The following is a 26,503-nucleotide window of genomic DNA, read 5'->3' as shown; positions in this document are numbered from 1 at the left end:
TCCGCTGACCTAGACTCGCCCCATGCCCGAGCTGCACGACCTCACCGCGATCGAGCAGCTGGCGGCGCTCCATGCCGGTGACCTCTCGCCGGTGGATCTGGCGGCGCACTACCTCGACCGCATCGCCCGCCTCGACCCGGCGATCGGAGCGTTCGTCGAGGTGACGGCGGATGCCGCACTCGCGCGTGCGGAGTCGCTCGTGCGTGCGGAGTCGCTCGCGCCCACAGAGCCGCGCGGCGCGCTCTGGGGGCTGCCCTTCGCCGACAAGGACCTCGTGCCGCGCGCCGGCGTGCCGACCCGCTACGGCTCGCGCCTGCACGCCGACCTCGTGCCCGAGACCACCGGCGATCAGGCGGCCGTGCTCGACGAGGCAGGCGGCATCAGCCTCGGCAAGACGAGCACGCCCGAGTTCGGCCTGACCGGCTACACCGAGACAATGATCGGCCCGCCGACCCGCGATCCGTGGAACACGGACAACGGCGCCGGCGGGTCCAGCGGCGGGGCGGCCGCCGCGGTGGCGGCGGGTCTGCTGCCGCTCGCTCCGGGTTCCGACGGCGGCGGATCCATCCGCATCCCCGCGGCCACCGTGGGCATCGTCGGACTGAAGCCGTCCCGCGGACGGGTGCCGTTCGCGTCCGGTCTCGACAGCCCGGGCGGGCTGCCGGTCGCGGGCCCTCTCGCGCGCACGGTGGCGGATGCCGCCCTGCTGCTCGACGTGCAGGCAGGCGGGCGACCGCATCCGTTCGCGACCCGCGCTCCCGGCGAGGGTCCGTTCCTCGACGCGGCGCTCGCCCCGCAGACCTTCGCACGCGTCGGCGTGACCACGGTGTCGCCGTGGGACGACGCCGAGGACATCCGCCTCGACCCGGATGCCGCGCGCGCCGTCGAGGTCGCGACGGCCCTGCTCACGGATGCCGGGCACGGCGTGGACGCCTTCACCTGGCGGCCGGAGGGCTATGCGGCGCTGTTCACGACGCTGTGGCGCATGAGCGCCGCACGCATGGACCTCACCGATCGGCAGCTCGAGATCGTCGAGCCGATCACGGCGTGGCTGGTGCGCGAGGGCCGCGCCCTCAGCGGCGTGCAGGTGCTCGACGCGCTGGCAGCGGCATCCGCCTTCGAGCGTGCGACGATCGAGGCCTTCGCGTCCTTCGACGCCGTGCTCACGCCGGCTCTCGCACTGCCCCCGCAGCCGGTCGGCTGGTTCGACCGGACGGATGCCGCACGCGGCTTCGCGCAGCAGGTGCAGTACGCGCCGTACAGCAGCTTCGTGAACGTCGCGGGCCTCCCCGCGATCGTCGTGCCGGTCACAGTCGACGATGCCGGGCATCCGATCAGCGTGCAGCTCATCGGCCGCCCGGGTGGCGAGGCGCAGATCATCGCCCTCGCGGCCGAGCTGGAGCGCCGGGTGGGGCCGCTGTCGCATCCGCCGATCTGGCATGCCGACACGGCCGGCCCGGAGGAATGACCGCGACGCTCCAGGCTCTGGGCTGAGTCGCCCACCGCGAGTCCCTCGTCGCCTTCGCGCCGCGCGAAGGGCGATGCGACCGCGTTCGGGCTCCGAGTGGCGCGCGATATCAGTCGCGGCTGAAGTCCTCGAAGATCAGCGTCGTGCGCGTGGAACGGATCGACGGCACCGCTTGGATGTCCTCCAGCACGATCCGACGCAGGTCGCGGGCATCGCTGGCGCGCACCAGCAGGATGACGTCGAAGTCGCCGCCGACCAGCGCCATGTGCTCGACCTCGGGGATCGCCCGCAGCCGCGCCTGCACCTCCACCCAGCTGGCCTGCTCGATGGCCAGCATCACGTAGGCGGAGGCGTGGTGGCCGAGCTGCACGGGGTCGGTGCGCACCGTGTAGCCGGTGATGACACCGGCATCCGTCAGCCTCTTGATGCGCGCGTGCGCGCCCGCTCGAGAGATGTGCACGGCATCCGCGATGGCTGTCATCGAGACCCGCGCGTCCCGACGCAGCTCGGCGAGGATCGCGTGATCGGTGGCATCGAGAACGGTCATGAGAACTCCTTCGTTCCGTCAGAGGATGCTGACACATCGTTCATCCTGTCATCTATCGCCGTACAGTCATCCAGTTCTGACCGGATTCCATTGGACGATTGCGATTTCAGAGGCACACTGGGCAGACATGTTCGGCAAGGAGGGCGAACCCATGCAGCACGATGATCTGCTCCCCCGCGACACCCCGGTCACGCTGATCGACGAGACCGGTGCGGTTGTCGCCGACGAACGCTATCGGATGCCGGATGACGACCTGCTCCTGCGCGCGTATCAGGGCCTGGTCGAGGGCCGGCGCATCAACGACCAGGCGTACGCGCTGGTTCGGCAGGGCCGCATGGCGGTCTACCCGTCCTCGCACGGGCAGGAGGCCTGCGAGGTGGGCGCTTCCCTGGCGCTCGCCGAGCGCGACTGGCTGTTCCCCACCTACCGCGACTCGGTGGCCGTGATCGCGCGCGGCGTGGAACCCGCCGACGCGATGGTGCTGCTGAAAGGCGATTGGCACTCCGGCTACGACCCGGCCGAGCACCACGTGGCGCCGCAGTCCACGCCGCTGGCCACTCAGCTGCTGCACGCGGCGGGCTTCGCGCACGCGGCCAAGCACCGCGGCGAGGACACCGTCGTCCTGGCGCTGTGCGGCGACGGCGCCACCAGCGAGGGCGACTTCCACGAGGCGATGAACTTCGCCGCCGTGTTCCACCTGCCGGTGGTCTTCCTGATCCAGAACAACGAGTTCGCGATCTCGGTGCCGCTGTCGCGCCAGACCGCGGCGCCCTCGCTCGCGCACAAGGCGATCGGGTACGGGATGCCGGGACAGCGCGTGGACGGCAACGACGTGGCTGGCGTGCTGGCCGTGCTCGGCGAGGCTGTGGAGCGCGCCCGTTCCGGCGGCGGCCCGTCGCTGGTCGAGGCGCACACCTACCGGATGCAGGCGCACACCAATGCCGATGACGACACCCGCTACCGCGAGCGCGAGGAGGTGCAGGCCTGGATCGCCCGCGATCCGCTCACCCGCCTGCGCGCGCACCTGGTCTCGCGCGGGCTGCTCGACGAGGCTCGCGAGGAGCAGCTGGCGGCCGGCGCGGAGTCCATCGCGGCGGCCCTGCGCGAGGCGCTGAACACGGATGCCGACCTCGATCCCGAGGACCTGTTCCGCTACGTCCGCTCCGAGCGTTCGCCCCAGCTGGAGGAGCAGTGGCAGCTGCTGCGCGGCGAGATCGAACGCACGCAGCTCACCGAGGCAGGAGGCCGGCGATGACCATCGCAGCCGACATCGACATCGAGAGGTCGCACCACGTGGTGGGCACCATGACCATGGCCGCAGCACTCAACCGAGCACTGGCCGATGCCATCGCCGAGGACCCCGCGGTGCTGGTGTTCGGTGAGGACGTGGGCACGCTCGGCGGCGTCTTCCGCATCACCGATGGGCTGGCCGAGCGCTTCGGCGAGGACCGCTGCTTCGACACCCCGCTGGCCGAATCCGCGATCATGGGCACGGCCGTCGGCATGGCCATGAACGGCATGCGCCCCGTCGTGGAGATGCAGTTCGACGCGTTCGCGCTGCCGGCGTTCGAGCAGGTGGTCTCGCACGTCGCGAAGATGAGCAACCGCACCCGTGGTGCCGTGCGGATGCCGATCGTCATCCGCATCCCGTTCGGCGGCGGCATCGGCGGCGTGGAGCACCACTGCGACTCCTCCGAGGCGTACTACGCGCACACCCCGGGGCTCACGGTGGTCTCCCCGTCGACCCCGCAGGACGCGTACTCCATGCTGCGCGCAGCCATCGCCTCGCCCGACCCCGTGGTCTTCCTGGAGCCGAAGAAGCTGTACTGGTCCAAGGGCGAGGTCGACACGTCCGTCACCATGGAACTGGGCACCGCCCGCGTCGCCCGGGAGGGCACGGACGTCACCCTGCTGGCCTATGCCGCCATGGTGCCCGTCGCTCTGGAGGCAGCCGAGATCGCAGCATCCGAGGGACGCAGCGTGCAGGTGATCGACGTGCGCAGCCTCTCCCCCTTCGACGACGCGACGGTCACCGCGGCCGTGCGCTCGACGGGCCGCGCCGTGGTCATCGCCGAGGCGCCGGGATATGCGAGCGTGGCGAGCGAGATCCAGGCGCGGGTGTCCGAGCGCTGCTTCGAGCACCTCGAGGCGCCGGTGCGCCGCGTGACCGGGTTCGACGCCCCGTTCGCTCCGCCGAAGTTCGAGCACTGGTACCTGCCCGACGCGGATCGTGTGCTGGATGCCATCGACTCGCTGCACTGGGATGACGAGGTCTCCGCATGACCACCGCGACCGCGCGGGTGTTCCGCCTGCCCGACCTCGGCGAGGGCCTCACCGAGGCGGGGCTCGTGCAATGGCTGGTGAAGGTGGGCGACACCATCACCACCGACCAGGCCATCGCCGAGGTCGAGACGGCGAAGAGCATCGTCGAGCTGCCCTCGCCGTTCGCCGGCGTCATCACGGCCCTGCACGGCGAGCCCGGCGACGTGATCGACGTCGGCGCGCCGGTGCTCGAGGTGGACGGCCCGTCGCTGGACTCAGGCTCCCAGGACGGCCAGTACGCTGTGCCCGCCGCTCGTGCTGAACGAGCGCCAGCGAGTCGAAGCGAAACGTCACCCGACCCTTCGACGGGCTCGGAGACCCGGACGCCGGCCTCCGCGTTGCCCGACACGATCGAGCACGAGGCGTACCGCACCGAGGAGCGCGCCGGCTCGGGCTCCGGCAACGTGCTGATCGGCTACGGCACCACCGAGCGCGCCGGCTCCGGCCGCCGTCGCCCCCGCGCCGCCCCCGCTCCATCTCCGTCGAGAGCACGGGACCTCGCCGAGCGCACGGCTTCTTCGCGCGACGTTCCCGTGCAGCCGGCGACATCCCGTGCTGTCGACGAGAAGGAAGCGCCGCGGAAGCCCGTCGCGGTGCGGTCGCCCATCGTGCGGCGGCTCGCGCGGGACCTCGGCGTGGACGTGCGGATGCTGGTGGGCACGGGGTCCGATGGGGCCATCACCCGCGCGGACGTGCTGCGTGCGGCGGCGGATGCCGGAGTCGACGGCTTCACGGCATCCGCTTCTTCCGCGGCATCCGGCCCCGCCTCGGCATCCGCTTCTTCCGCAGCATCCGGCCCCGCCGCGGCATCCGCTCCTTCCGCGGCACCCGGCTCTGCCTCGGCATCCGCTCCGGGGACCGCGAGCGTGACCGGCTCGGCATCCGGCGATCTCGTCGACGGCCTCCCGGTCCTCTCGCGCGAGCGGATGAGCCCGCTGCGCAAGGCCGTCAGCGCCAAGCTGTCGCGCAGCCGCGCCGAGATACCCGAGGCGACCGTATGGGTCGACGTCGACGCGACCGAGCTGTGGAACCTGCGCGCGCAGATGGCGCCCGAAGGCGGGAAGGCGCCGTCGCTCACGGCGCTGGTGGCCCGGTTCACGCTCATCGCGCTGGCCGAGTTCCCGCTGCTGGCCTCGCGGCTCAGCGATGACGCCTCGGAGATCATCACCGTCGAGGGCGTGAACCTCGGCATCGCCGCCGACACCGACCGGGGACTGATGGTGCCGGTCATCCCCCGCGCCCACGAGCTGAACCTCGAGCAGCTGGACGCCGCGCTGCGCGAGCTCGCCCAGACGGCGCGCGCGGGGCGCACGGCCCCCGAGGCGCTGCGCGGTTCGACGTTCACCCTCAACAACTACGGCGGCTTCGGCGTGGACGGCTCGGCGCCCATCATCAACCACCCGGATGTGGCCATGCTCGGCATCGGCCGCATCCTGGAGCGCCCGTGGGTCGTCGACGGGCAGATCGTGGCGCGTCGCATCGCGCAGCTGTCGCTGGTGTTCGATCATCGGGTGTGCGACGGCGGCTACGCCGCGGGGTTCCTGCGTCGGGTGGTCGAACTCATCGAGCATCCGCTGCGCGCCTACGGAAGAATCTGAACACAGGCCCGTCTATTTGCGCCGAACGCGTGGATCTCGCCCGGATTCCGACGCACTCGGCGCAAATAGAAGGGTGAGGAAAGGGAGCAACGGCATGACCGAGGCATATCTGGTCGACGGCATCCGCACGCCGGTCGGGCGCTACGGCGGCGCGCTGGCGGGCGTCCGGCCCGACGACCTGGCTGCGCTCGTGGTCGGCGAGACGGTCGCGCGCTCGGGCGTGCCGCACGACGCCATCGACGAGGTCATCCTGGGCGCCGCGAACCAGGCCGGCGAGGACAACCGCAACGTCGCCCGCATGGCCGTGCTGCTGGCCGGCCTGCCCGACACGCTCCCCGCGATCACCGTGAACCGTCTTTGCGCATCGGGGATGTCGGCCATCACGCTGGCCTCGCAGGCCATCCGCGCGGGGGATGCCGATCTCATCGTCGCCGGGGGTGTGGAGTCGATGTCGCGCGCCCCGTGGGTGCAGGCCAAGCCCGACCGCGCCTGGGCCAAGCCCGGCCCCGCGTTCGACACCTCCATCGGCTGGCGCTTCGCCAACCCGAAGCTGCTGGCCCGCGACAAGGCCACCTTCTCCATGCCCGAGACGGCGGAGGAGGTCGCCCGCATGGACGGCATCAGCCGGGAGGATGCCGACGCCTTCGCACTGCTCAGCCACCAGCGCGCCATCGCCGCCATCGATGCCGGACGGCTGGCATCCGAGATCGTCGCGGTCCAGACGCCCAAGGGCGTGATCGTGGACACCGACGAGGGTCCGCGGCGGGACACTTCGCTGGAGAAGCTCGCGAAGCTGCGTGCGGTGGTTCCTGGCGGCACCGTCGTCACAGCCGGCAACGCCAGCTCGCTCAACGACGGCGCCTCGGCCATCGTCGTGGCCAGTGCGGATGCCGTGGCCCGCCACAGCCTGCGCGCCCGCGCCCGCATCGTCGCCTCGGCCACCGCCGCCCTCGCCCCCGAGATCATGGGGCTCGGCCCGGTGCCCGCCACGCAGAAGGCGCTGGCCAAGGCCGGTCTCACCGTGGACGACCTCGGCGCGGTCGAGCTCAACGAGGCGTTCGCCACGCAGTCGCTGGCCAGCATCCGCCGCCTGGGACTGAACCCTGACATCGTCAACACCGACGGCGGGGCGATCGCCCTCGGGCACCCGCTGGGTTCCAGCGGATCGCGCCTGATCGTCACGCTGCTGCGCAGGATGGAGGCCGATAACGTCCGCTACGGCCTGGCCACCATGTGCGTCGGCGTCGGTCAGGGCACCGCGATGATCGTGGAGCGCCTGGATGCCTGAACCCCTGCTGATCGAGCGCCGCGCGGACCGCGTCGTGGCGACGCTGAACCGCCCCGAGAAGCGCAACGCCATCGACCAGGACATGATCGATGCGCTGCACGCGCTGTGCGCCGAGCTCGAAGCCGACCCGCGCACGCTGATCCTCGCCGGCAGCGAGACCGTGTTCGCCGGCGGCGCAGACATCGGCCAGCTGCGCGACCGCGACGCCGCCGATGCGCGGAAAGCCATCAACGCCACCGCGTTCATCCGCATCAACGAGCTGCCCATGCCCGTGATCGCCGCGATCAGCGGTTACGCCCTCGGCGGTGGCGCGGAGCTGGCCTACGCGACCGACCTGCGCATCGCGTCGCCGACACTGAAGATCGGAAACCCCGAGACCGGGCTGGGCATCATGGCCGCAGCGGGCGCTACCTGGCGCCTGCCCGAGATCGTCGGCGGCGCCCGCGCGAGCGAGCTGCTGCTGACCGGCCGCATCCTCACTGCCGACGAAGCCCTGGCGTGGGGGCTCGTCTCCGGCATCCATCCTTTCGATGCGCTGCTCGATGCCGCTCACGCGATGGCCGATCGGATCGCCGCGAACGACGCCCTGGCCACCCGGCACACCAAGCTGGCGCTGCGCACGCCGCGCGCACAGCATCCCGACATCGAGCGCGAGCTGCAGGCCGAGCTGTTCGAGAGCGATGAGAAGCACCGTCGCATGACGGCGTTCCTGAACCGGAAGAAGAAGTCATGACCGTACCCGGAATCGTCGGCGTGCTCGGCGGCGGGCGCATGGGCGCCGGCATCGCGCACGCGTTCCTGCTGGCGGGCGCCCGCGTGCAGCTGGTCGAGCGCGACGAGGAGCAGGCGGATGCCGCACGCGAGCGCGTGCTGTCGAGCATCGCCACCTCCGTCACGCGCGGGGACCTCGCGGATGCCGCAGGCGCCACTTCCTCGCTGACCGTGGGCACGGACTTCGCCGCCTTCGCGAACGCGGGTCTGGTCGCGGAGGCCGTCCCCGAGGATCACGATCTGAAGACCGGCGCGCTGACTCGCGTCGAGCAGGTCGTGCGAGCGGATGCCGTGATCGCCTCTAACACGTCGTCCATCTCGATCGATTCGCTGGCCGCCTCCCTCACGCGGCCCGAGCAGTTCCTGGGACTGCACTTCTTCAATCCGGTGCCGGCGTCGAAACTCGTCGAGATCGTCACCGGCTCGCGCACCGCGCGCCGCGTGGTCGACGACGCCCGCGAGTGGGTGGCGACGCTGCGCAAGACCCCGGTGGTCGTGCGCGACTCCCCCGGCTTCGCATCCAGCCGGCTCGGCGTGATGCTGGGCCTGGAGGCGATCCGGATGCTGGAGGAGAACGTCGCCGACGCCGCCGACATCGACGCGGCCATGGAGCTGGGGTACCGGCATCCGATGGGTCCGCTGCGCACCACCGACATCGTCGGGCTGGACGTGCGCCTGGGCATCGCCGAGGAGCTGGCCCGCGAACTCGGACCTCGGTTCGAGCCGCCGCAGCTCTTGCGGCGGATGGTCGCCGAGGGAAAGCTGGGCCGCAAGAGCGGCGAGGGATTCTACGTGTGGAACGAGGAGCGATGACCGACTTTCTGCCGAGCTACGTGCAGGGCGCGTGGTGGACGCCGAACGACCCTTCGACAGGCTCAGGGACCCAGGGTCGTGGCACCGAGGTGCGCGACGCCTCCACCGGCGAGCTGGTCACGACGGTCTCCACCGAGGGCCTGGATCTCGCCGCCGCCCTGGAGTACGCCCGCACCACAGGGCACGCGAGCCTGGCCGCGCTGACCTTCCACCAGCGCGCCCTGCTGCTGAAGCAGTTCGCACTGGCGCTCACCGCACGCAAGGACGAGCTGTACGCGATCTCCGCCCGCACCGGCGCCACCAAGGCCGACTCCTGGGTGGACATCGACGGCGGCATCGGCGTGCTGTTCTCGTACTCCGGCAAGGGCCGCCGCGAGCTGCCCAACAGCCGCGTGTACGTCGACGGCCCCGTCGAGGTGCTGTCGAAGGACGGCTCGTTCCTGGGCCGGCACGTGTACACGACACTGCCGGGCGTGGCCGTGCAGATCAACGCCTTCAACTTCCCGGTCTGGGGCTCGCTGGAGAAGCTCGCGCCGGCGTTCCTGGCCGGCATGCCCACGCTCGTGAAGCCCGCCACCCCCACCGGGTACCTGGCCGAGGCCATGGTGCGCATCCTCGTGGAGTCCGGCCTGCTGCCGGAAGGATCGCTGCAGCTGGTCAGCGGCAGCGTGCCCGACCTGTTCGAGAATCTGCGGCTGGGCGACCTGGTCGGGTTCACCGGCAGCGCGTCGACCGCGCAGGCGCTGCGACAGCATCCGTCGGTGCAGACGGGTGGGGTGCGGTTCACCGCCGAGACCGACTCGATCAACGCCTCCGTGCTGGGCACGGACGCCACCGAGGGCACCCCCGAGTTCGACGCGTACGTGCGCCAGCTGGTGACGGAGATGACGACGAAGGCCGGCCAGAAGTGCACCGCCATCCGTCGCGCGATCGTGCCGACAGCGTCGGCGGATGCCGTGATCGCCGCCGTGCAGGCGCGCATCGATCAGAAGACTGTGCTGGGCGACCCGCGCGCCGAGGGCGTGACGATGGGTCCGCTGGCCTCGACCGCGCAGCGCGACGAGGTGCTGCGGCAGGTGCGGAAGCTGGAGGATGCCGGCGGGCGAGTCGTCGTCGGCGGCACGGACGCCCCCGAGGTGCGCTGGGCCGACGGCAGCACCGGCGACGCACCCGAAGGCGCATTCGTCTCGCCCGTGCTGCTGCGTTTTGACGACGCGCAGGCGGATGCCGTGCACGAGGTGGAGGCGTTCGGCCCCGTGTCGTCGCTGATCACATACGACACTGTCGCAGAGGCCTCCGACATCGTGAACCGCGGCGGCGGATCGCTGGTGACCAGCATCGCCACGCACGATCCCGCTCAGGCCGTGGAGCTCGCCACCCGCATCGCGCCGTTCAACGGCAGGATGCTGCTGCTCGACCGCGACGACGCCCGCACTTCCACCGGCCACGGCTCCCCCATGCCGGGCCTCGTGCACGGCGGGCCGGGCCGCGCCGGCGGCGGTGAGGAGCTCGGCGGCATCCGTGCCGTGCTGCACCACATGCAGCGCACGGCCGTGCAGGGCTCCCCCGAGATGCTCACGGCGCTGACCGGCGTGTGGCACGCCGGTGCCGCCGCGCACAGCGATGGCCGGCATCCGTTCCGCAAGTCGCTGGCAGAGCTGCGGATCGGCGAGCAGATCGTCTCGGCATCCCGCGAGGTGACGCTGGACGACATCGAGACGTTCGCGCACTTCACCGGCGACACGTTCTACGCGCACATGGATGAGAAGGCGGCCGCCGCGAACCCGTTCTTCCCGGGCCGGGTCGCGCACGGCTACCTGCTGGTGTCGTGGGCGGCGGGTCTGTTCGTCGACCCGGAGCCCGGCCCTGTGCTGGCCAACTACGGGCTGGAGAACCTGCGGTTCATCACCCCGGTGTCGCCCGGCGACAGCATCCGCGTGGAGCTGACCGCCAAGCAGATCACCCCGCGCGAGACCGACGAGTACGGCGAGGTGCGGTGGGATGCCGTGATCCGCAACCAGAACGATGAGATCGTCGCGACCTACGACGTGCTCACGCTGGTGAGCAAGGAGCCGGCGTGAGGGAGATGCTCAAACGCGACCGCGCCTCGGCCATGCTGGGCATGGTCGTCGAGGTCGATGAGCCCGGCCGCGCGGTGGTGTCGATGCCGGTGCGCGAGGACATGCTCAACGGCTTCGCCATCACGCACGGCGGGTTGGTGTTCACGCTGGCCGACACGGCGTTCGCGATCGCCTGCAACGAGGACGTGCGGGTCACGGTCGCCGGCGGTGCCGACATCACCTTCCTGAAGTCGACCGCGGCCGGGCAGACGCTCACGGCGACGGCCGTGCGCCGCACGATCAACGGCCGCAGCGGCCTGTACGACATCACCGTGACCGATGAGACCGGCGACGTCGTCGCCGAGGTTCGCGGCCGCTCCATCACCACCAACCGGACGCCGCTCTGACGCCACGGGACCGCACGGCACGACGAGGAGTCGACATGGTCTCAGCACCCTTCATCCCTGGATCCGAACCCGAGCTGCACTCGGTGGAGAGGCTGCGCGCGCTGCAGTTGGAGCGTCTGCAGTGGACGGTGCGGCACGCGTACGAGAACGTGCCGCTGTACCGTCGCAAGTTCGACGAGGCGGGTGTCGGCCCCGACGACATCCGCTCGCTGGAGGATGCTCGAAAGCTGCCGTTCACGACCAAGGCCGACCTTCGCGAGACGTACCCGTTCGGGATGTTCGCGGTGCCGATGGCGGAGGTACGCCGCATCCACGCGTCGTCGGGCACCACCGGGCGGCCAACCGTGGTCGGTTACACGCAGGCGGACCTGGATGTCTGGGGCGATCTGGTGGCACGGTCGCTGTACGCCGCTGGCATCCGCGCCGGGATGAAGGTGCACAACGCGTACGGATACGGCCTGTTCACGGGTGGGCTGGGCGCGCACACCGGCGTGGAGCGGCTGGGTGCCGTGGTCATCCCCGTCTCGGGCGGGCAGACGGCCCGGCAGGCGCAGCTGATCAACGACTTCGAACCGGATGCCATCCTCTGCACGCCGAGTTATCTGCTGACCATCGCGGATGCCCTGGAGCAGGCCGGCATCGACCCGACCAGGACGTCGCTGAAGGTGGCGGTGCTGGGCGCGGAGCCGTGGACCAACGAGATGCGGGTCGAGATCGAGAAGCGCCTGAACATCGACGCCGTGGACATCTACGGGCTCAGCGAGGTGATGGGCCCGGGTGTGGCGAGCGAGAGCGTGGAGACCAAGGACGGTCCGCACATCTGGGAGGACCATTTCCTGCCCGAGATCATCGACGGCGAGACCGGCGAGGTGAAGGGCGACGGCGAACTGGGCGAGTTGGTGTTCACCTCGCTCACCAAGCAGGCCTTCCCCGTGATCCGCTACCGCACCCGCGACCTGACCAGGCTGCTGCCGGGCTCGACGTATCCCGCGGTGCGGCGGATCGAGAAGATCACCGGGCGCGATGACGACATGATCATCCTGCGCGGCGTGAACCTGTTCCCCACCCAGATCGAGGAGCTCGTGATGGGCATGGAGGCGCTGACCCCGCACTTCATCCTCGAGCTGCGGCGCGAGGGACGCCTGGATTCCATGACCGTGCGGATCGAACGGCACCCCGCGCTGTCGGTGGAGGAGTGCGCGGCGGCGACGAACGTGCTGAAGCACCGGATCAAACAGCACATCGGCACGACCGTGGAGGTGGTGCTCGAGGAGCCCGGCACGCTGCCGAGGAGCGAGGGCAAGTACAAGCGGGTCTACGACCTGCGGTGAGGGTGGCGCGCCTCATCGGGCTGGATCAGAAGTGCATCCGCCAGTGCGATGCGGGACGCAGTTCTGATCCAGGTCGTTTCTACTGGGCGATCCTGTTGTGATCGGAGAAGCGGTGAAGTGAGGCCCGCCCGTGCCTCGCTGAAACGGAAGCCGCGGCGGGCGGGCTACCCCCGCAGCCCCAGCGCGAACGGCAGCACCGCGGTCGCACCGGCCTGCAGCAGCGCGCGCGCCGCGACGGTGAGAGTCCAGCGGCTGTCGGCCAGGTCATCCACCAGCAGCACGGGGCCTTCCGGGATCTGCAGCCCCTCAACCGTGAAGCGTTCCCACAGCCCCGCCACGCGGAACGCGCTGTTGCCGCCGGGACCTCCTGTCGGCCCTTCGCCGGAGAAGCCGAGCTCACCCAGATATGGCAGCCTGCCGATCTCGGCCAGGCCACGGGCCAGCGAACCCGTCAGCTGCGGGTGTGAGCGCGACGGCATCCCCACCACCGCGACCGGACGCTCCTCCCATCCCCACCCGGCCAGCACCCGCACGCATGCGTCCAGCACCTGCGGCGGCACCGGGGCATCCGCAGCTCCGGCGGCGAACAGCTCGCGCAGCGTGCCGCCCCAGCCGAGATCCGTCAGCCGAGCCAGCGCACGCCCCTCGGCGGCCTGTTCCTCGGCCACGATGCGCCCGCGGACGGGGACGCCCAGCCGGTCGGCGCCCGTGGGCCACTGCTTGCGCGGCTCGATGGGCACGCCGACACGGTCGAGAGAACCTGCAGCTGCGGCTCCGGCATCCGCTCCGATCTCAGTCGGGAACCACGCCCCCGCGCAGTTGTCGCACCGCCCGCACGGCGCGGCGGTGGCGTCGTCCAAGGATCGCTGCAGGAACTCCATCCGGCATCCGCTGGTCTGCTGGTACTCGATCATGTGCTGCTGCTCGGCCCGGCGCTCGGCGGCGATGCGCTCGTAGCGCTCGGCGTCGTACGTCCAGCCGGCGCCGGTCGAGACCCACCCGCCCTGCACGCGCTTGACGGCGCCGTCGACATCGAGCACCTTCAGCAGCAGCTCCAGCGGAGTGCGGCGGATGTCGACCCTGGCCTCCAGCGCGGGCGTCGAGATGGGCTGGTCGCCAAGGGCGGCGATCACGCGCTCCGCACGCTCCCTGTCGGGCATGGATGCCGTGGCGAAGTAGTGCCAGATGTCCTTGTCCTCCGCGCCGGGCAGCAGCAGCACGTCGGCGCTCTCACTGGCACGGCCCGCGCGTCCCACCTGCTGGTAGTACGCGACCGGCGACGACGGTGCACCGAGGTGGATGACGAAGCCGAGGTCGGGCTTGTCGAAGCCCATGCCCAGCGCGCTGGTGGCGATGAGCGCCTTGACCTCGTTGCGCTTGAGCATCCCCTCGGACTCCTCGCGCTCGTCGGCGTCCGTCTGCCCGGTGTACGCGCGCACGTCGTGACCGTGCTCGCGCAGCAGCCGTGCAGTGTCGACGGCCGCGGCGACGGTGAGCGTGTAGATGATGCCGGAGCCCGGCAGATCGTCGAGATGGCTGAGCAGCCAGGCAAGTCGGCTGGCGGCGTTCGGCAGCTGCAGCACGCCCAGGCGGAGGGATGCTCGCGCCAGCGGCCCGCGGATGGTCAGCACCTCCGCGCCGCCGAGCTGCTCCGCCACATCCGCCACGACGCGGCTGTTGGCCGTGGCGGTCGTGGCGAGCACCGGGACGTCGGAGGGCATCTGCGCGATCAGGTCGCGCAGGCGCCGGTAGTCGGGCCGGAAGTCGTGGCCCCAGTCGCTGATGCAGTGCGCCTCGTCGACCACCAGCATCCCGATCCGGCGCACCAGCGTCGGCAACTGGTTCTCCCGGAAAGAGGGGTTGTTCAGCCGCTCGGGCGAGACCAGCAGCACGTCGACCTCGTCACGATCGAGCCGTTCCAGAACATCGGACCACTCGTGCGCGTTGGTGGAGTTGATGGCGACAGCCCGCACGCCCGCGCGCTCGGCCGCGCTGATCTGGTCGCGCATGAGCGCCAGCAGCGGCGAGACCAGCACCGTGGGCCCTGCTCCCTGCCGGCGCAGCAGCAGCGTGGCGACGAAGTACACCGCCGACTTGCCCCACCCGGTGCGCTGCACGACCAGCGCCCGCCGCCGTTCGGCCACCAGGGCCTCGATGGCCTCGTACTGGCCGTCGTGGAAGTCCGCATCCGGGCGGCCGACGAGGTCGCGGAGGGCGGAGAGCGCGGCATCGCGGGTGGTGGAGGTCATGCCTCCACTCTGCCCGACGGCACCGACATGGCCACCCGAGGCATAGCCTGTCCCCATGATCACCCGCGAGCTCGCCGTCGCCCTGCGCGAAGCCGGGTTGGTGTGGCATCCGGCATCCGGCGATCGCTTCCAGCTCGACCTTCCCGAGGAGGTCGAGCCCGAGATCGAGGCCGAGACCTTCACGGTCAGCGAGATGACCATCGAGGCGCGGCGCACGCCGCGCGGCACGGATCTCGCCTTCAACGGGACGACGGAGTGGGCTCTGGATGCCGTGGAGCTGGCCGATGCGGTCTGGCTGCCGCGCGAGGACCAGTTGCGCGAACTGCTGCGCGGCACATTCCGGCGTCTGACGCGCCTGGAGGACACCTTCGAGGTCGAGATCCAGCTCGCACAAGAGACGCTGCGGTTCGAGCATCCGGATCCCGCTGAGGCGTACGGGCGGGCACTTCTGGAACTCATCTCCCGCTCGCTCTGATCCGGTTGCAACCGCCTCACGAGCATGCGACAATTACCTAACGATCGGTCAGTAAAGAAGAACGCCGAGGAGTCGAAGATGACCGCACCCGCAGACCTCTCCGTGGTCGACGATGCCGACGCGCTGGCGCGCTTCGACGAGCACGTCGCCCACGAGCAGCGCATCGAACCGCGCGACTGGATGCCGGAGGCGTACCGCAAGACGCTGATCCGTCAGATCTCCCAGCACGCGCACTCCGAGATCATCGGCATGCAGCCCGAGGGCAACTGGATCACCCGCGCCCCGAGCCTGAAGCGCAAGGCCATCCTGATGGCGAAGGTGCAGGACGAGGCCGGCCACGGGCTCTACCTGTACTCCGCCGCGCAGACCCTGGGCATCACACGCGACACGATGACGCAGCAGCTCATCGACGGCAAGGCCAAGTACTCCTCGATCTTCAACTACCCCACCCCCACCTGGGCCGACATGGGCGCGATCGGCTGGCTGGTCGACGGCGCGGCCATCGTGAACCAGGTGCCGCTGTGCCGCTGCTCGTACGGCCCGTACGGGCGCGCGATGGTGCGGGTCTGCAAGGAGGAGTCGTTCCATCAGCGACAGGGATTCGAGATCCTGCTGGCCCTCATGCAGGGCACGCAGGAGCAGCGCGAGATGGCTCAGGATGCCGTGAACCGGTGGTACTGGCCGAGCCTGCAGATGTTCGGCCCGCCGGATGACCAGTCCCCGAACTCCGCACAGTCGATGGCGTGGAAGATCAAGCGGTTCTCCAACGACGAGCTGCGGCAGCGTTTCGTCGGGATGCTCGTGCCGCAGGCCGAGATCCTCGGCATCACGTTGCCCGACCCCGAACTGCGCTGGAACGAGCAGACCCAGACCTACGACATGGGCGAGATCGACTGGGACGAGTTCTTCCAGGTGCTGAAGGGCAACGGGCCGTGCAACGCCGAGCGCATCGAGCGCCGCCGTACCGCGCACGAGGACGGCGCATGGGTGCGCGAGGCCGCGGCCGAGTACGCCCGCAAGCAGGCACTGCGCGCAGAAGGGCAGGTGGCGTGATGTCGACTCCCGGTGCTTCGCTCCCCACGCCCCCCTCCGGGGCGCGTGGGCCCGGCTCAGCAACCGAGGGGCAGGAGACCTGGCCTCTGTGGGAGGTCTTCGTCCGCGCGAACCGCGGCCTGAACCACGTGCACGTCGGATCGCTGCACGCGCCAGACGCGACCATGGCCGTGCGCAACGCCCGCGACCTGTACACCCGCCGTAACGAGGGCGTCTCGATCTGGGTCGTGCCGGCGGATGCCATCACCACCAGCGACCCCGACGACAAGGGCGCCTTCTTCGAGAGCCCGGCCGGCAAGAACTACCGTCACGCCGTGTACTACACGGCATCCGAGGGGGTGCCGCACCTGTGAGCGAGGATGTGCACGTCTCGGTCGACGAGCTGGAGCTCGCTGCCGAGCTCTCCGGCGGTGAGGCCCGCGCGACCTCGGCCGACATCGCCGAGTACGCCCTGTGGCTGGCCGACGACGCGCTGGTCCTGTCGCAGCAGCTGGGCGCCTGGATCTCGCGCGCGCCCGAGCTGGAGGAGGATGTCGCGCTGGCCAACATCGCGCTGGACCTGCTCGGCCACGCCCGCTCCCTGCTGCGCTACGCCGGTTCTTGGGACGGCCGCAGCGAGGACGAGCTGGCGTACTTCCGTGACGAGTCCGAGTTCCGCAGCGCCTGGCTCATGGAGCAGCCGAACGGCGATTTCGCGCAGACCATCGCGCGCCAGCTGCTGGCATCCGCCTACATGTTCGAGCTGTACTCCGCGCTGCGCTCCTCGACCGATGAGACCCTGGCGGCCATCGCCGAGAAGTCCGTCAAGGAGGTCGACTACCACCGCGATCACGCCGTGCAGTGGGTGCTGCGGCTGGCTGGCGGGACCGACGTCTCGCGCGAGAAGATCGTCCGCGCGCTGCGCGATGTGTGGCCGTACATCGACGAGCTGTTCCGCGACGAGGACCTCACCACCCGACTTGCGGATGCCGCAGTGCAGCCCTCTTCGCTGCGTGCGGGCTTCGACGCCGTGATCGCCGAGGTGCTCGCCGAGGCCGAACTCGAGGCGCCCGCCATCGGGCAGTCGAGCGGCGGCGGCAGGCACGGTGCGCACGCCACTCCGATGGGCCACCTACTGGCGGAGATGCAGGTGCTGGCCCGCCGGCATCCGGGAGCGATCTGGTGACCCGCATGACGGCACCGCTGAGGGCGACCCGCGCGCGGCAGATCGCCGCGCGCGTGGCCGATCCCGAGATCCCCGTGCTCACCATCGAGGATCTCGGCGTGCTGCGCGACGTGCGCTCCGACGAGACGGGCCGAGTCGTGGTGGACATCACCCCGACGTACAGCGGATGCCCGGCCATGGACGCCATCCGCGACGACATCCTGCTGGCGCTGACCGCCGAGGGATTCGACGACGTCGAGGTGCGGCTGGTGCTCTCCCCCGCCTGGACCACCGACTGGATGAGCGAGGACGGCAAGCGCAAGCTCACCGAGTTCGGCATCGCCCCGCCGTCCGGCCGAGCCGCTCACACGCAGGGCCCCATCAAGCTGACGCTCGCCGTCAAGTGCCCGCGCTGCGGATCGCTGAACACCCGCGAGATCTCCCGCTTCGGCTCCACCTCGTGCAAGGCGCTCTACGAGTGCCGCGCGTGCCTGGAGCCCTTCGACCATTTCAAGGTGATCTGATGGCGCTGTTCCGGATGCCCGACTCCCACCCACACGCCGCCGAGCCCCGGCATCCCACCGGCGACCGGCACCGCGCACGGTTCCACACGCTGACGGTGTCGGATGTGCGGCGGCTCACCGATGACGCCATCGAGGTGAGCTTCATCGTTCCCGGCGACCTCGCCGACGAGTACGCCTACCTGCCCGGCCAGTACGTGGCGCTGCGGGTGCAGTTGAACGGCGAGGAGCTGCGCCGCTCGTACTCGCTGTGCCGCCCGCCGTCCCCCGTGCGGGACGGCGCGACCAGCCTCAGCGTCGCGGTCAAGCGCGACGAGGGCGGAGTGTTCTCCACCTGGGCGCAGACCGAGCTGACCCCCGGCTTCGAGATCGACGTGATGAGCCCGCAGGGCACCTTCACCTCTGGCCTGTCAGAGCTGGAGGGCACGCATGTCGTCGGCATCGCGGCGGGCTCGGGCATCACGCCGATGATGGCGCTCGCGCGGAACCTGCTGACGGCATCCGATTCCACCCGCTTCACACTGCTGTACACGAACAAGTCCACCAGCGACGTGATGTTCCTCGAGGACCTCGCCGATCTGAAGGACCGCTACCCCACCCGGCTGGTGCTGCACCACGTGCTCTCGCGCGAGCAGCGCACGGCGCCGGTGCTGTCGGGCCGGATCGATGAACAGAAGCTGCGCACGATCCTGGATGCGCTGATCCTGCCCGCCACGGTGGACGAGTGGTTCCTGTGCGGGCCGTTCGCGCTGGTGGACATGTGCCGCGAGGTGCTGACCGACATCGGCGTGCCGCGCGAGCACGTGCGCTTCGAGCTGTTCACCACCGGCGACGCGCCCGCAGAGCGCGGGCCGCGGCAGGTGGAGGTGCGCGCCGGGCAGAAGACGGTGCGCATCGAGATCAACCTCGACGGCGTCTCCTCCACCGTGGAGAGCCCCGTCGACGCCCACGAGTCGGTGCTGAACGCCGCGCTGCGCGTGCGGCCTGACACCCCGTTCGCCTGCTCGGGCGGCGTGTGCGGCACGTGCCGCGCGCGCGTGCTGGAGGGCAGCGTGACCATGACCGAGAACTACGCCCTGGAGCCCGACGAGCTCGAGCGCGGCTATGTGCTCACCTGCCAGTCCCACCCCACCAGCGACCGCGTCGTGGTCGACTACGACGTCTGACCTCAGGAGCCTCATGATCGACCTCGCCATCGCCGCCGACGTCGCGCACGTCACCCTGAACGCCCCCGCCAAGCTCAACGCGCTCGATGAGCAGGCGCTCGCCGACCTGGGCGCCGCCTACGACGAGGCCGAGCGTGCCGGAGTGCGCGCGCTCGTGCTGCGCGGCGAGGGCCGGGCGTTCTGCGCCGGGCGCGACATCTCCGGTGTCGACCCCCGCGACGACGACGTGATGGGGTACCTCGGCGGACTGGTCACGCCGCTGCTGAAGCGGATGTCGGCGTTCCCCGCCCCGACGTTCGCCGTCGCGCACGGCGCCTGCCTGGGTGTGGGGCTGGGCCTGCTGATAGCCACGGATGTCGTGTACGTGGCGGAGTCGGCGAAGATCGGCTCCCCGTTCGCCGCCCTCGGCGCCACGCTCGATTCCGGAGGGCACGCGCTGTTCCTGGACCGGCTGGGCGCGCACCGCACGCTCGACCTCATCTACACCGGCAGGCTCATGACCGGTGCCGAGGCGGTGGCCGCGGGACTGTTCTCGCGGGTCTTCCCCGACGGCGAGGTGGCGCAGGCCGCCGAGGATGCCGCGTCGAAGGCATCCCAGGGCGCGACCGCCGCGTTCCTGGCCAGCAAGCAGCTGGTGGCGCGCATCCGCGACGAGCGCCTGGCGCTGTGGGAGTCGGTCGAACTCGAGAACGCCGCGCAGGCGGCATTGTGCGACACCGACGACTACCGCGAGGGCTTCGCCGCGTTCCAGCAGAAGCGCAAGCCGGAATTCACCGGCCGCTGACCCGCCCGTCTATTCGCGCGAAACGCAGAGTGATGGCGCGTTTCGGGCGCATTCGACGCATATAGACGGGCGGTGAGAGTGATCAGGCGCTCGGCGGCAGACCCTGGTCCTCTTCTGTGACGGTGCCCTTGTACGACCACGGGAAGTTGATCCAGCGGTCGGTGGCCTTCCACGAGTAGTCCGGGTCGATGATCGTGGTGGGCTTGGTGTAGATGGTCACGGATTTCACGATGGCGCCCTTGTCCTGCAGCAGCTTGACGGCCAGCGCCAGCGTGCGGCCGGAGTCGGCCACGTCGTCGACCAGCAGCACGCGGCGGCCGTCGAGGTACTCCATGTCCAGGGCGGGCGGCAGCACCTCGGGTGCGTCGAGCACCGTGCCGATGCCGGTGTAGAACTCCATGTTGATGGCGCCGCAGTTCTTCGCGCCCAGGCCGTAGGCGATGGCCCCGGCAGGCAGCAGACCGCCGCGGGCGATGGCGACGACGACCTCGGGCTCGAATCCGCTGTCGAGGATGCTCCTGGCCAGCTCTCGCGTCGCGTCTCCGAAACCGTCCCAGGTGAGCGTCTCGCGCTCGATCGCTGCATCCGTCATTGCTCCATTGTCCTGCATCAGCGCGGGTACAATCGACACGTCCGGCTACGGCCGGTGCCCGAAAAAGGGGCACGAAGCACTCTGCGACCGACAGGCCACCGCGATGACGCGCGAGCAGCGAGACATATACGGATCCCGTCCGTTCCTCTCGAAAGGCTTTCGCATGCCCACCGTCTCCGCCCACGTCGCCCTCACCCTCGCCCAGCACATCGACCACGTCTTCGGCGTGATGGGCAACGGCAACGCCTACTTCCTCGACGCCATCGAGACGCAGACGGATGCCGTGTTCACGGCCGTCCGTCACGAGCAGGGCGCCGTGGTCGCCGCCGACGCGCACTTCCGCGCCTCGGGCCGGATCGCCGCGGCCACCACGACCTACGGCGCCGGGTTCACGAACACCATCACCTCGCTGGCCGAGTCCGTGCAGGCGCACGTGCCGCTGGTGCTGGTGGTCGGCGACGAGCCGACCTCGGGTCCGCGCCCGTGGGACGTCGACCAGATCGCGCTGGCATCCGCCGTCGGCGCGCGCACCTACACGACAGGCAGAGCGGATGCCGCGGCCACGACCGTCATCGCCATCGAGCACGCCCTGACGTACCGGGTGCCGGTCGTACTGGCCATCCCCTACGACGTCGCCGCTCTCGAGGCCGGCCCGGTGCCCGCTGCTCCCGAGCCCCGAGTCCCCGCTCCCCTGGCGCCGAAGGGCGAGTTCGCGGAGGGGATGCTGGACGAGATCGCCGCTGCCCTCGCAGGGGCGGAGCGCCCGTTCCTGCTGGCGGGGCGCGGTGCCTGGCTGGCCGGTGCGAGCGTGGCCCTCGGGCAGCTGGCCGAGGCGACCGGTGCCCTCACGGCGTCCAGCGCCCTGGGCAGGGGCGTGTTCCCGGACACCCGCTACGACCTGGGTGTGGCGGGCGGCTTCGGCGCAGACGGCGCCATGGCGCTGGTGCGGGAGGCCGACGTGGCCGTGGTGTTCGGTGCCTCACTGAACCAGTTCACGATGCGCTTCGGCGAGCTGTTCGCGCCCGGCACCCGGGTGTTCCAGATCGACGTGGCCCCGGCCGCCACGCATCCGCACGTCGGCGGGTTCGTGCGCGCGGATGCCCGGTTGGCGGCCGAGGCGCTGGTCGCGCTCGTCCATAACTCCGGAGAATCGGCAGCGAAAGCCACCGACACGCCGTACGACGGCACCGCGGACCCCTGGATCTCCGGAGTTGTGGCATCCGGCGCCCCGGCGTCCGGCGCCCCGGCATCCGACTCCCCGGCATCCGCTGCCGAACACTCGACGCGGGAAAGTGCGCCTGCCGCGGACGAATTCGCGGATTCTGTCCGCGCGAAGCGCACATCTCCGCGCGAAGCGCACACTCCCTGGCGCGAGACCGTCGACGTCGCCGCCGCCCGCACCTACCCGGAAGGCGACGCGCTCGCTCCCGACGGCCGGCTGGACCCGCGCTCCGCGGCACGCCGCATCGCCGAGCTGCTGCCGGAGGACCGCGTGGTGGTGTCCGACGGCGGGCACTTCATCGGCTGGGCCAACATGTACTGGCCGGTGGCCGCCCCGGATCGCATGATGATGGTCGGCACGGCGTTCCAGTCCATCGGCCAGGGCTGGCCGAGCGTGGTCGGTGCCACCCGTGCCCGGCCGGAGAGCACGGTCGTGCTGACCTCCGGCGACGGCGGCGGCCTGATGGCCATCTCCGACCTGGAATCCGCGGTGCGGGCCGCCGGCGGACACGGCTGCGCCGTGGTGTGGAACGACGCGGCCTACGGCGCCGAGGTCAACCTGTACGGGCTGAAGGGCCTGGCCGAGTCCCCCATGATGATCCCCCAGGTCGACTTCGCCGCCTTCGGCGAGGCCGTCGGCGCGGAGGGCGTCGTGGTCCGCACGCTCGACGACCTCGAGCGGCTGGCATCCTGGGCATCCGAGGATCCGGCATCCCGCCGCTTCCTCCTGCTCGACCTGCGCATCTCCGGCAGAGTCATCGCGCCGTACCAGCAGGAGATCATCCGCGTGAACTCCTGAGCCCGGCATCCGCTCGGGACGGAACCTCAATCCAGCTGTTCGATCCCCTGCAGACGCACCTGCTCCAGGTCGAGATCTGCCGAGATCCGGTGCACGATCAGATCGTCGACGGCGCCGGAGCGGCGAAGCCCGTGCAGCACTCCGCGCTTGTGCTCGATCACCGCCAGCTTGAGCCGCGACATCTCCTCGTAACGGATCAGCGGCGAGCGCTGCTCCAGGTCGATGTCGGCCGAGACCGCGACCATCTGGAGCACACCGCCACCCCCCGTCTCATCCCCCAGGTCGACGGGAACGGCCGGTCCCGCGGCGCCACCGGCCAGCGGATCGGGAGCGTCGAGCAGGTCCTCCATCGCGCCCACCTCCGCGTCGATCAGCGCGCGCTCCCTCGCCATCGCTCGGGCGTTGGCGAGCTCCAGCCGCTCGTAGCCGTCGCGCCGCAGCCGGTCGCGCACCTCGTCGCTGATCCCGTGCTCGGCGGCCAGCGCATCCAGGGCCGACATCGCCGCGCCGGAGATGGCGCGCTCGGCGAGCTCGAACTCCTCCGCCTCACCCTGATCGACGGGGAACCGCGCCCAGCGGACGATGGCGGGCAGCAGCGGCCCCTGAACGAGCAGACTCAGCAGGATCACCCCGGCCGTGACGAAGACGATGTCGTCTCGTCCGGCGAGCGGCGCGCCGTCCCCCGTGGCCAGAGGCACCGACAGTGCGATCGCCAGCGAGACGGCGCCCCGCATGCCCGCCACAGTGGTGACGAGCTGCATCCTGGTGCGCATTCCCAACGGGTGCGTCGGCGCGCCCGCCAGCTGCTGGAACGGCACCGCGAGCAGCTGGAACAGGAAGCGCACCACCAGCAGCGCAGCCCAGACGGCGAGGGTCGTCAGCATCAGCCAGCCGATGGTCTGCAGCGAGGTCTGGTGCACCACCCACTGCACCTCCAGCCCGATCAGCACGAACAGCGCTCCGTTGAGCAGGAAGACCCCGAACGGCCAGGCGGCATCGGACTGACGCCGCGACGCGGCGGTGGTGACCTGCGAGCTGACATACGCGGCGATCAGCCCCGCGACGACCACGGCCAGCACACCGGAGGCGTGGATCATCTCGGCCAGCAGGAACGCGACGAACGGCACCAGCAGCATCGTCACGTTGATGGTGATCGTCGACTGCGTGCGGCGCAGCAGCAGCCAGGCCGCCGCAGCGACCACGGCGCCGACCAGGATGCCGCCGAGATACGAGACGATGACCGTCCAGGTGACCAGGAGCGGCGTGACCTGACCGCCGACCGCGAGCGAGACCGCGATGGCGTACAGCACCAGCGCGGTGCCGTCGTTCGTCAGGCTCTCCGCCTTGAGCTTCATGAAGCTGCGCCGAGGCAGCAGGCGCCCGAGCGCGGCGACGGCGGTGGCGTCGGGCGGGGCCACTGCGGCGCCGAGGATCAGGGCGATCTCCCACGGCAGGCCGAACAGCACGCCCACGCCGGCGACAGCAAAGGCCGACGCGACCACGAGCAGCGTGCTCATCGGCAGGATGTACCGGAAGTCCCGACGGATGGACCGCAGCGACGTCGTCAGACTCTCCCAGAACAGCATCACCGGCAGGAACAGCAGCAGCACGGTCTCCGGCGGCAGCTGCACGTTCCGCAGCGCGGGCACGAAGCCCAGCAGCAGCCCGAACACGACCAGCACCAGCGGCAGCGCGACGCGGATCCTCGGCGCCAGCATCGTCCCCGCCAGGATCGTCAGCCCCAGCAGGACCGTGATCTCCAGACCTTCCATGCGCCACCCCATCCGCCGTCGCAGCAGGACGCGACGTGCTCAGAGCACAGCATCCATGACAGTGACGGTATTCCCGTGTTCGGCCGGAGGGAAGAGCATCTCCCAGACCTCAGACCCAGCCCTTGTCCTGCGCGATGCGCACGGCCTGCGCGCGGTTGGATGCGCCGGTCTTGCCGATGGCCGCGGAGAGGCCCCACCCGGCAGTCGTCACCTGTCTGAAGTCGACGTCACGACCGACGTCAGGATGCCGGGAGCAGGGCGCCCTGGAAGAACGCGGACAGCTCGTCGACGGCATCCAGCGGCAGGACGGCCGCCACGTACTGGTCGGGCCTGACGACGATCACGACGCCGTCGCGGGACAGGCCCCGCGACTCGAAGATGTCCTCGTTGCACCACACGGTGGGTGCTGCCGAGTACACCTTCTCCCAGTCGGTCAGGCCGAACGGGCCGGTCTGCGGACGGAACAGCGCGGGGGCATCGTGGAACTCCAGCTCGTCGTGACGCTGCTGGTAGATCGCGAGCACGTCGAACACGGCATCCGAATCCCCCTCCGCCGGGGTGTAGTGCGCCAGAAGCGGCTCCACCGCGGAAGCCCAGCGCGCCAGCGCGTCGCCGGACCGATCCGCGAACGCGTACACCCTCCAGCGCCCATCAGCCTTGGCGTGGTGCCCCAGGTGCTCGGCGTTGCCGTCGCTGACGCGGGTGACCTCGGCCGACTTGAAGCGCTTGCCGAGCGGGAACCCCGTGGCCAGCTCCTGCTGCGAGGCGCCCGAGACGATCATGGACGGCGGGTACTGCGTCATGAACCCGGAGGGGAACTCGGCGGTCGCCAGATAGTAGGTCGCCAGCTCCTGCGGGTCGGAGATCTCCTCGGGCTTGCGGGCCATCAGCGAGGACCACTCGCGGTCGAAGTCGATCAGCTGCTGGGCGACCGGACGGCGCTCGGCGGCGTAGGTCGACAGCAGCTCGACCGGAGCGCGACCGGTGAGCACGTGTCCGAGCTTCCAGCCCAGGTTGAATCCGTCCTGCATGGAGACGTTCATGCCCTGCCCGGCCTTGGCGCTGTGCGTGTGGCAGGCGTCTCCGGTGAGGAACACGCGCGGGTGACGGTCGGCTTCCAGCGCGTCGTCGAAGCCGTCGGTGACACGGTGGCCGACCTCGTACACGCTGTGCCAGGCCACCTGCTTCACGTCGAGCGTGTAGGGATGCAGGATCTCGTTGGCCCTGGCGATGATCTGCTCGATCGACGTGGAGCGAACCTGGTGGTTGTCATCCTCGGCGACGGCGCCCAGATCGATGTACATCCGACTGAGGTAGCCGCCCTCGCGCGGGATGTGCAGGATATTGCCGGCTTCGGCGTTGATCGCGCACTTGGTGCGCCAGTCGGGGAAGTCGGTGTTCACGAGGACGTCCATCACGCCCCAGGCGTGCGCGGAGATGCTGCCGACATGCTTGCGCCCGATGGCCTCGCGCACGCCGCTGCGAGCGCCGTCGCAGCCGGCGACGTACTTGGCGCGGATGATGCGCTCGGCGCCGTGGTCGTTGACCCGCACCTCGACGGGGTACTCGCCGTCGTCGTGCACGGTGAGCCCCAGGAACTCCACGCCGTAGTCGGGCTCGATGCGCCCTGGCCCGTGCGCGGCGGCCTCGGCGAAGTAGTCCAGCACGCGCGCCTGATTGACGATCAGGTGCGGGAACTCGCTGATCTTCAGCCCGTAGTCCTCGGTGCGGGAGGTTCGGATGATGTTGTCGCGGTTCTCGGGGTCGGGACCCCAGAAGTTCATCCAGCCGATGTTGTACGCCTCGGCGATGATGCGCGGCGCGAACCCGAACGCCTGGAAGGTCTCGACGCTGCGGGGCTGGATGCCGTCGGCCTGCCCGAGCACGAGTCGACCGTCCCGCTTCTCGATGATGCGCGTGTTCACATCGGGGAACTGCGACATCTGCGCGGCCAGCAGCATGCCGGCGGGCCCGGAGCCGACGATGAGCACGTCGACCTCGTCGGGCAGATCGGCGGAGCGGTTCAGGCCGAGCCCCGCGGCGGGGAGCACGCGCGGGTCGTGGGAGACATAGCCGTGGTGGTGGAACTGCATCTTCGGGTCCTTCCCTGAACATCGTCGTC

Annotated in this window: 23 protein-coding genes; 18 read left to right on the top strand and 5 right to left on the bottom strand. The window is 70.4% G+C overall.

The genetic code is table 11. The annotated features are described in order from the left end of the window. Positions 1-22 precede the first annotated feature (22 nt). Entirely contained in the window at positions 23-1,468 is a 1,446-nt protein-coding gene (locus Q0568_RS00540) for an amidase (protein ID WP_298860529.1), read from the top strand. 109 nt (positions 1,469-1,577) lie between these two features. Here Q0568_RS00540 and Q0568_RS00535 read toward each other — a convergent pair whose 3' ends face one another. Then, a complete protein-coding gene (locus tag Q0568_RS00535; protein WP_298860526.1) occupies positions 1,578-2,015 on the bottom strand; it encodes an Lrp/AsnC family transcriptional regulator in 438 nt (145 codons plus the stop codon). A 151-nt stretch (positions 2,016-2,166) separates the two neighbouring features. On the opposite strand from Q0568_RS00535, the gene pdhA reads away from it, so the two are divergent. From pdhA to paaK, 9 genes are all read left to right on the top strand, one after another. Beyond that, positions 2,167-3,270, top strand: a complete 1,104-nt coding sequence (gene pdhA / locus Q0568_RS00530) for a pyruvate dehydrogenase (acetyl-transferring) E1 component subunit alpha (protein ID WP_298860524.1) — start codon at positions 2,167-2,169, stop codon at positions 3,268-3,270. Next, on the top strand, positions 3,267-4,298 hold the full coding sequence (locus tag Q0568_RS00525) for an alpha-ketoacid dehydrogenase subunit beta (protein WP_298860521.1): 1,032 nt from the start codon (positions 3,267-3,269) through the stop codon (positions 4,296-4,298). Before pdhA ends, Q0568_RS00525 begins: the two co-directional genes overlap by 4 nt. Continuing rightward, positions 4,295-5,935, top strand: a complete 1,641-nt coding sequence (locus Q0568_RS00520) for a dihydrolipoamide acetyltransferase family protein (protein ID WP_298860518.1) — start codon at positions 4,295-4,297, stop codon at positions 5,933-5,935. The genes Q0568_RS00525 and Q0568_RS00520 overlap by 4 nt, the downstream gene beginning before the upstream one ends. A 94-nt stretch (positions 5,936-6,029) precedes the next feature. Next, a complete protein-coding gene (locus Q0568_RS00515; protein WP_298860515.1) occupies positions 6,030-7,223 on the top strand; it encodes an acetyl-CoA C-acyltransferase in 1,194 nt (397 codons plus the stop codon). Continuing rightward, positions 7,216-7,956 (top strand): enoyl-CoA hydratase/isomerase family protein, encoded by a 741-nt coding sequence (locus tag Q0568_RS00510; RefSeq protein WP_298860512.1) that lies wholly within the window; start codon positions 7,216-7,218, stop codon positions 7,954-7,956. Before Q0568_RS00515 ends, Q0568_RS00510 begins: the two co-directional genes overlap by 8 nt. After that, positions 7,953-8,807 (top strand): 3-hydroxyacyl-CoA dehydrogenase family protein, encoded by an 855-nt coding sequence (locus Q0568_RS00505; RefSeq protein ID WP_298860509.1) that lies wholly within the window; start codon positions 7,953-7,955, stop codon positions 8,805-8,807. Before Q0568_RS00510 ends, Q0568_RS00505 begins: the two co-directional genes overlap by 4 nt. Beyond that, on the top strand, positions 8,804-10,888 hold the full coding sequence (gene paaZ, locus Q0568_RS00500; RefSeq protein ID WP_298860505.1) for a phenylacetic acid degradation bifunctional protein PaaZ: 2,085 nt from the start codon (positions 8,804-8,806) through the stop codon (positions 10,886-10,888). Before Q0568_RS00505 ends, paaZ begins: the two co-directional genes overlap by 4 nt. A 5-nt stretch (positions 10,889-10,893) precedes the next feature. Next, entirely contained in the window at positions 10,894-11,274 is a 381-nt protein-coding gene (gene paaI, locus Q0568_RS00495) for a hydroxyphenylacetyl-CoA thioesterase PaaI (protein WP_298860861.1), read from the top strand. Between the two features lie 35 nt (positions 11,275-11,309). Continuing rightward, positions 11,310-12,605, top strand: coding sequence for a phenylacetate--CoA ligase PaaK (gene paaK / locus Q0568_RS00490; protein ID WP_298860502.1), 1,296 nt, complete (start codon positions 11,310-11,312; stop codon positions 12,603-12,605). 164 nt (positions 12,606-12,769) lie between these two features. Here paaK and Q0568_RS00485 read toward each other — a convergent pair whose 3' ends face one another. After that, a complete protein-coding gene (locus tag Q0568_RS00485) occupies positions 12,770-14,854 on the bottom strand; it encodes an ATP-dependent DNA helicase RecQ (protein ID WP_298860499.1) in 2,085 nt (694 codons plus the stop codon). Between the two features lie 55 nt (positions 14,855-14,909). On the opposite strand from Q0568_RS00485, the gene Q0568_RS00480 reads away from it, so the two are divergent. The 7 genes from Q0568_RS00480 (at position 14,910) to Q0568_RS00450 (ending at position 19,997) form a co-directional block, all read left to right on the top strand. Next, positions 14,910-15,329: a pilus assembly protein CpaE gene (locus Q0568_RS00480; protein ID WP_298860496.1), complete on the top strand. Its 420-nt coding sequence runs from the start codon at positions 14,910-14,912 to the stop codon at positions 15,327-15,329. Between the two features lie 78 nt (positions 15,330-15,407). Beyond that, on the top strand, positions 15,408-16,382 hold the full coding sequence (gene paaA / locus Q0568_RS00475; RefSeq protein WP_298860493.1) for a 1,2-phenylacetyl-CoA epoxidase subunit PaaA: 975 nt from the start codon (positions 15,408-15,410) through the stop codon (positions 16,380-16,382). Then, complete coding sequence (gene paaB, locus Q0568_RS00470) at positions 16,382-16,735, top strand: 1,2-phenylacetyl-CoA epoxidase subunit PaaB (protein WP_298860490.1); 354 nt, start codon at positions 16,382-16,384, stop codon at positions 16,733-16,735. Before paaA ends, paaB begins: the two co-directional genes overlap by 1 nt. Beyond that, on the top strand, positions 16,732-17,547 hold the full coding sequence (gene paaC / locus Q0568_RS00465; protein ID WP_298860487.1) for a 1,2-phenylacetyl-CoA epoxidase subunit PaaC: 816 nt from the start codon (positions 16,732-16,734) through the stop codon (positions 17,545-17,547). Before paaB ends, paaC begins: the two co-directional genes overlap by 4 nt. A gap of 5 nt (positions 17,548-17,552) precedes the next feature. Continuing rightward, positions 17,553-18,050, top strand: a complete 498-nt coding sequence (paaD, locus tag Q0568_RS00460; RefSeq protein ID WP_298860485.1) for a 1,2-phenylacetyl-CoA epoxidase subunit PaaD — start codon at positions 17,553-17,555, stop codon at positions 18,048-18,050. Then, positions 18,050-19,213, top strand: a complete 1,164-nt coding sequence (gene paaE, locus Q0568_RS00455; RefSeq protein WP_298860482.1) for a 1,2-phenylacetyl-CoA epoxidase subunit PaaE — start codon at positions 18,050-18,052, stop codon at positions 19,211-19,213. The genes paaD and paaE overlap by 1 nt, the downstream gene beginning before the upstream one ends. Positions 19,214-19,226: 13 nt before the next feature. Next, positions 19,227-19,997, top strand: coding sequence for an enoyl-CoA hydratase-related protein (locus tag Q0568_RS00450; protein WP_298860479.1), 771 nt, complete (start codon positions 19,227-19,229; stop codon positions 19,995-19,997). An 82-nt stretch (positions 19,998-20,079) separates the two neighbouring features. Here Q0568_RS00450 and Q0568_RS00445 read toward each other — a convergent pair whose 3' ends face one another. Next, positions 20,080-20,589 carry a phosphoribosyltransferase gene (locus Q0568_RS00445; RefSeq protein ID WP_298860476.1) on the bottom strand — a complete coding sequence of 170 codons (510 nt, stop codon included), beginning with the start codon at positions 20,587-20,589 and terminating at the stop codon, positions 20,080-20,082. A gap of 163 nt (positions 20,590-20,752) precedes the next feature. Between Q0568_RS00445 and Q0568_RS00440 the strand changes: the two genes are divergently transcribed. Continuing rightward, entirely contained in the window at positions 20,753-22,609 is a 1,857-nt protein-coding gene (locus tag Q0568_RS00440; RefSeq protein WP_298860473.1) for a thiamine pyrophosphate-binding protein, read from the top strand. Positions 22,610-22,635: 26 nt separating this feature from the next. On the opposite strand, the gene Q0568_RS00435 is transcribed toward Q0568_RS00440, so the two are convergent. Together Q0568_RS00435 and Q0568_RS00430 are read right to left on the bottom strand one after the other, a co-directional pair. Beyond that, positions 22,636-24,381 (bottom strand): Na+/H+ antiporter, encoded by a 1,746-nt coding sequence (locus Q0568_RS00435; protein ID WP_298860470.1) that lies wholly within the window; start codon positions 24,379-24,381, stop codon positions 22,636-22,638. Positions 24,382-24,620: 239 nt separating this feature from the next. After that, positions 24,621-26,474 carry an FAD-dependent monooxygenase gene (locus Q0568_RS00430; RefSeq protein WP_298860468.1) on the bottom strand — a complete coding sequence of 618 codons (1,854 nt, stop codon included), beginning with the start codon at positions 26,472-26,474 and terminating at the stop codon, positions 24,621-24,623. Positions 26,475-26,503 lie beyond the last annotated feature (29 nt).

It is taken from the genome of uncultured Microbacterium sp., assembly GCF_937927635.1.
Classification (GTDB): domain Bacteria; phylum Actinomycetota; class Actinomycetes; order Actinomycetales; family Microbacteriaceae; genus Microbacterium.
This window is presented reverse-complemented; position numbering and strand designations above follow the sequence as displayed.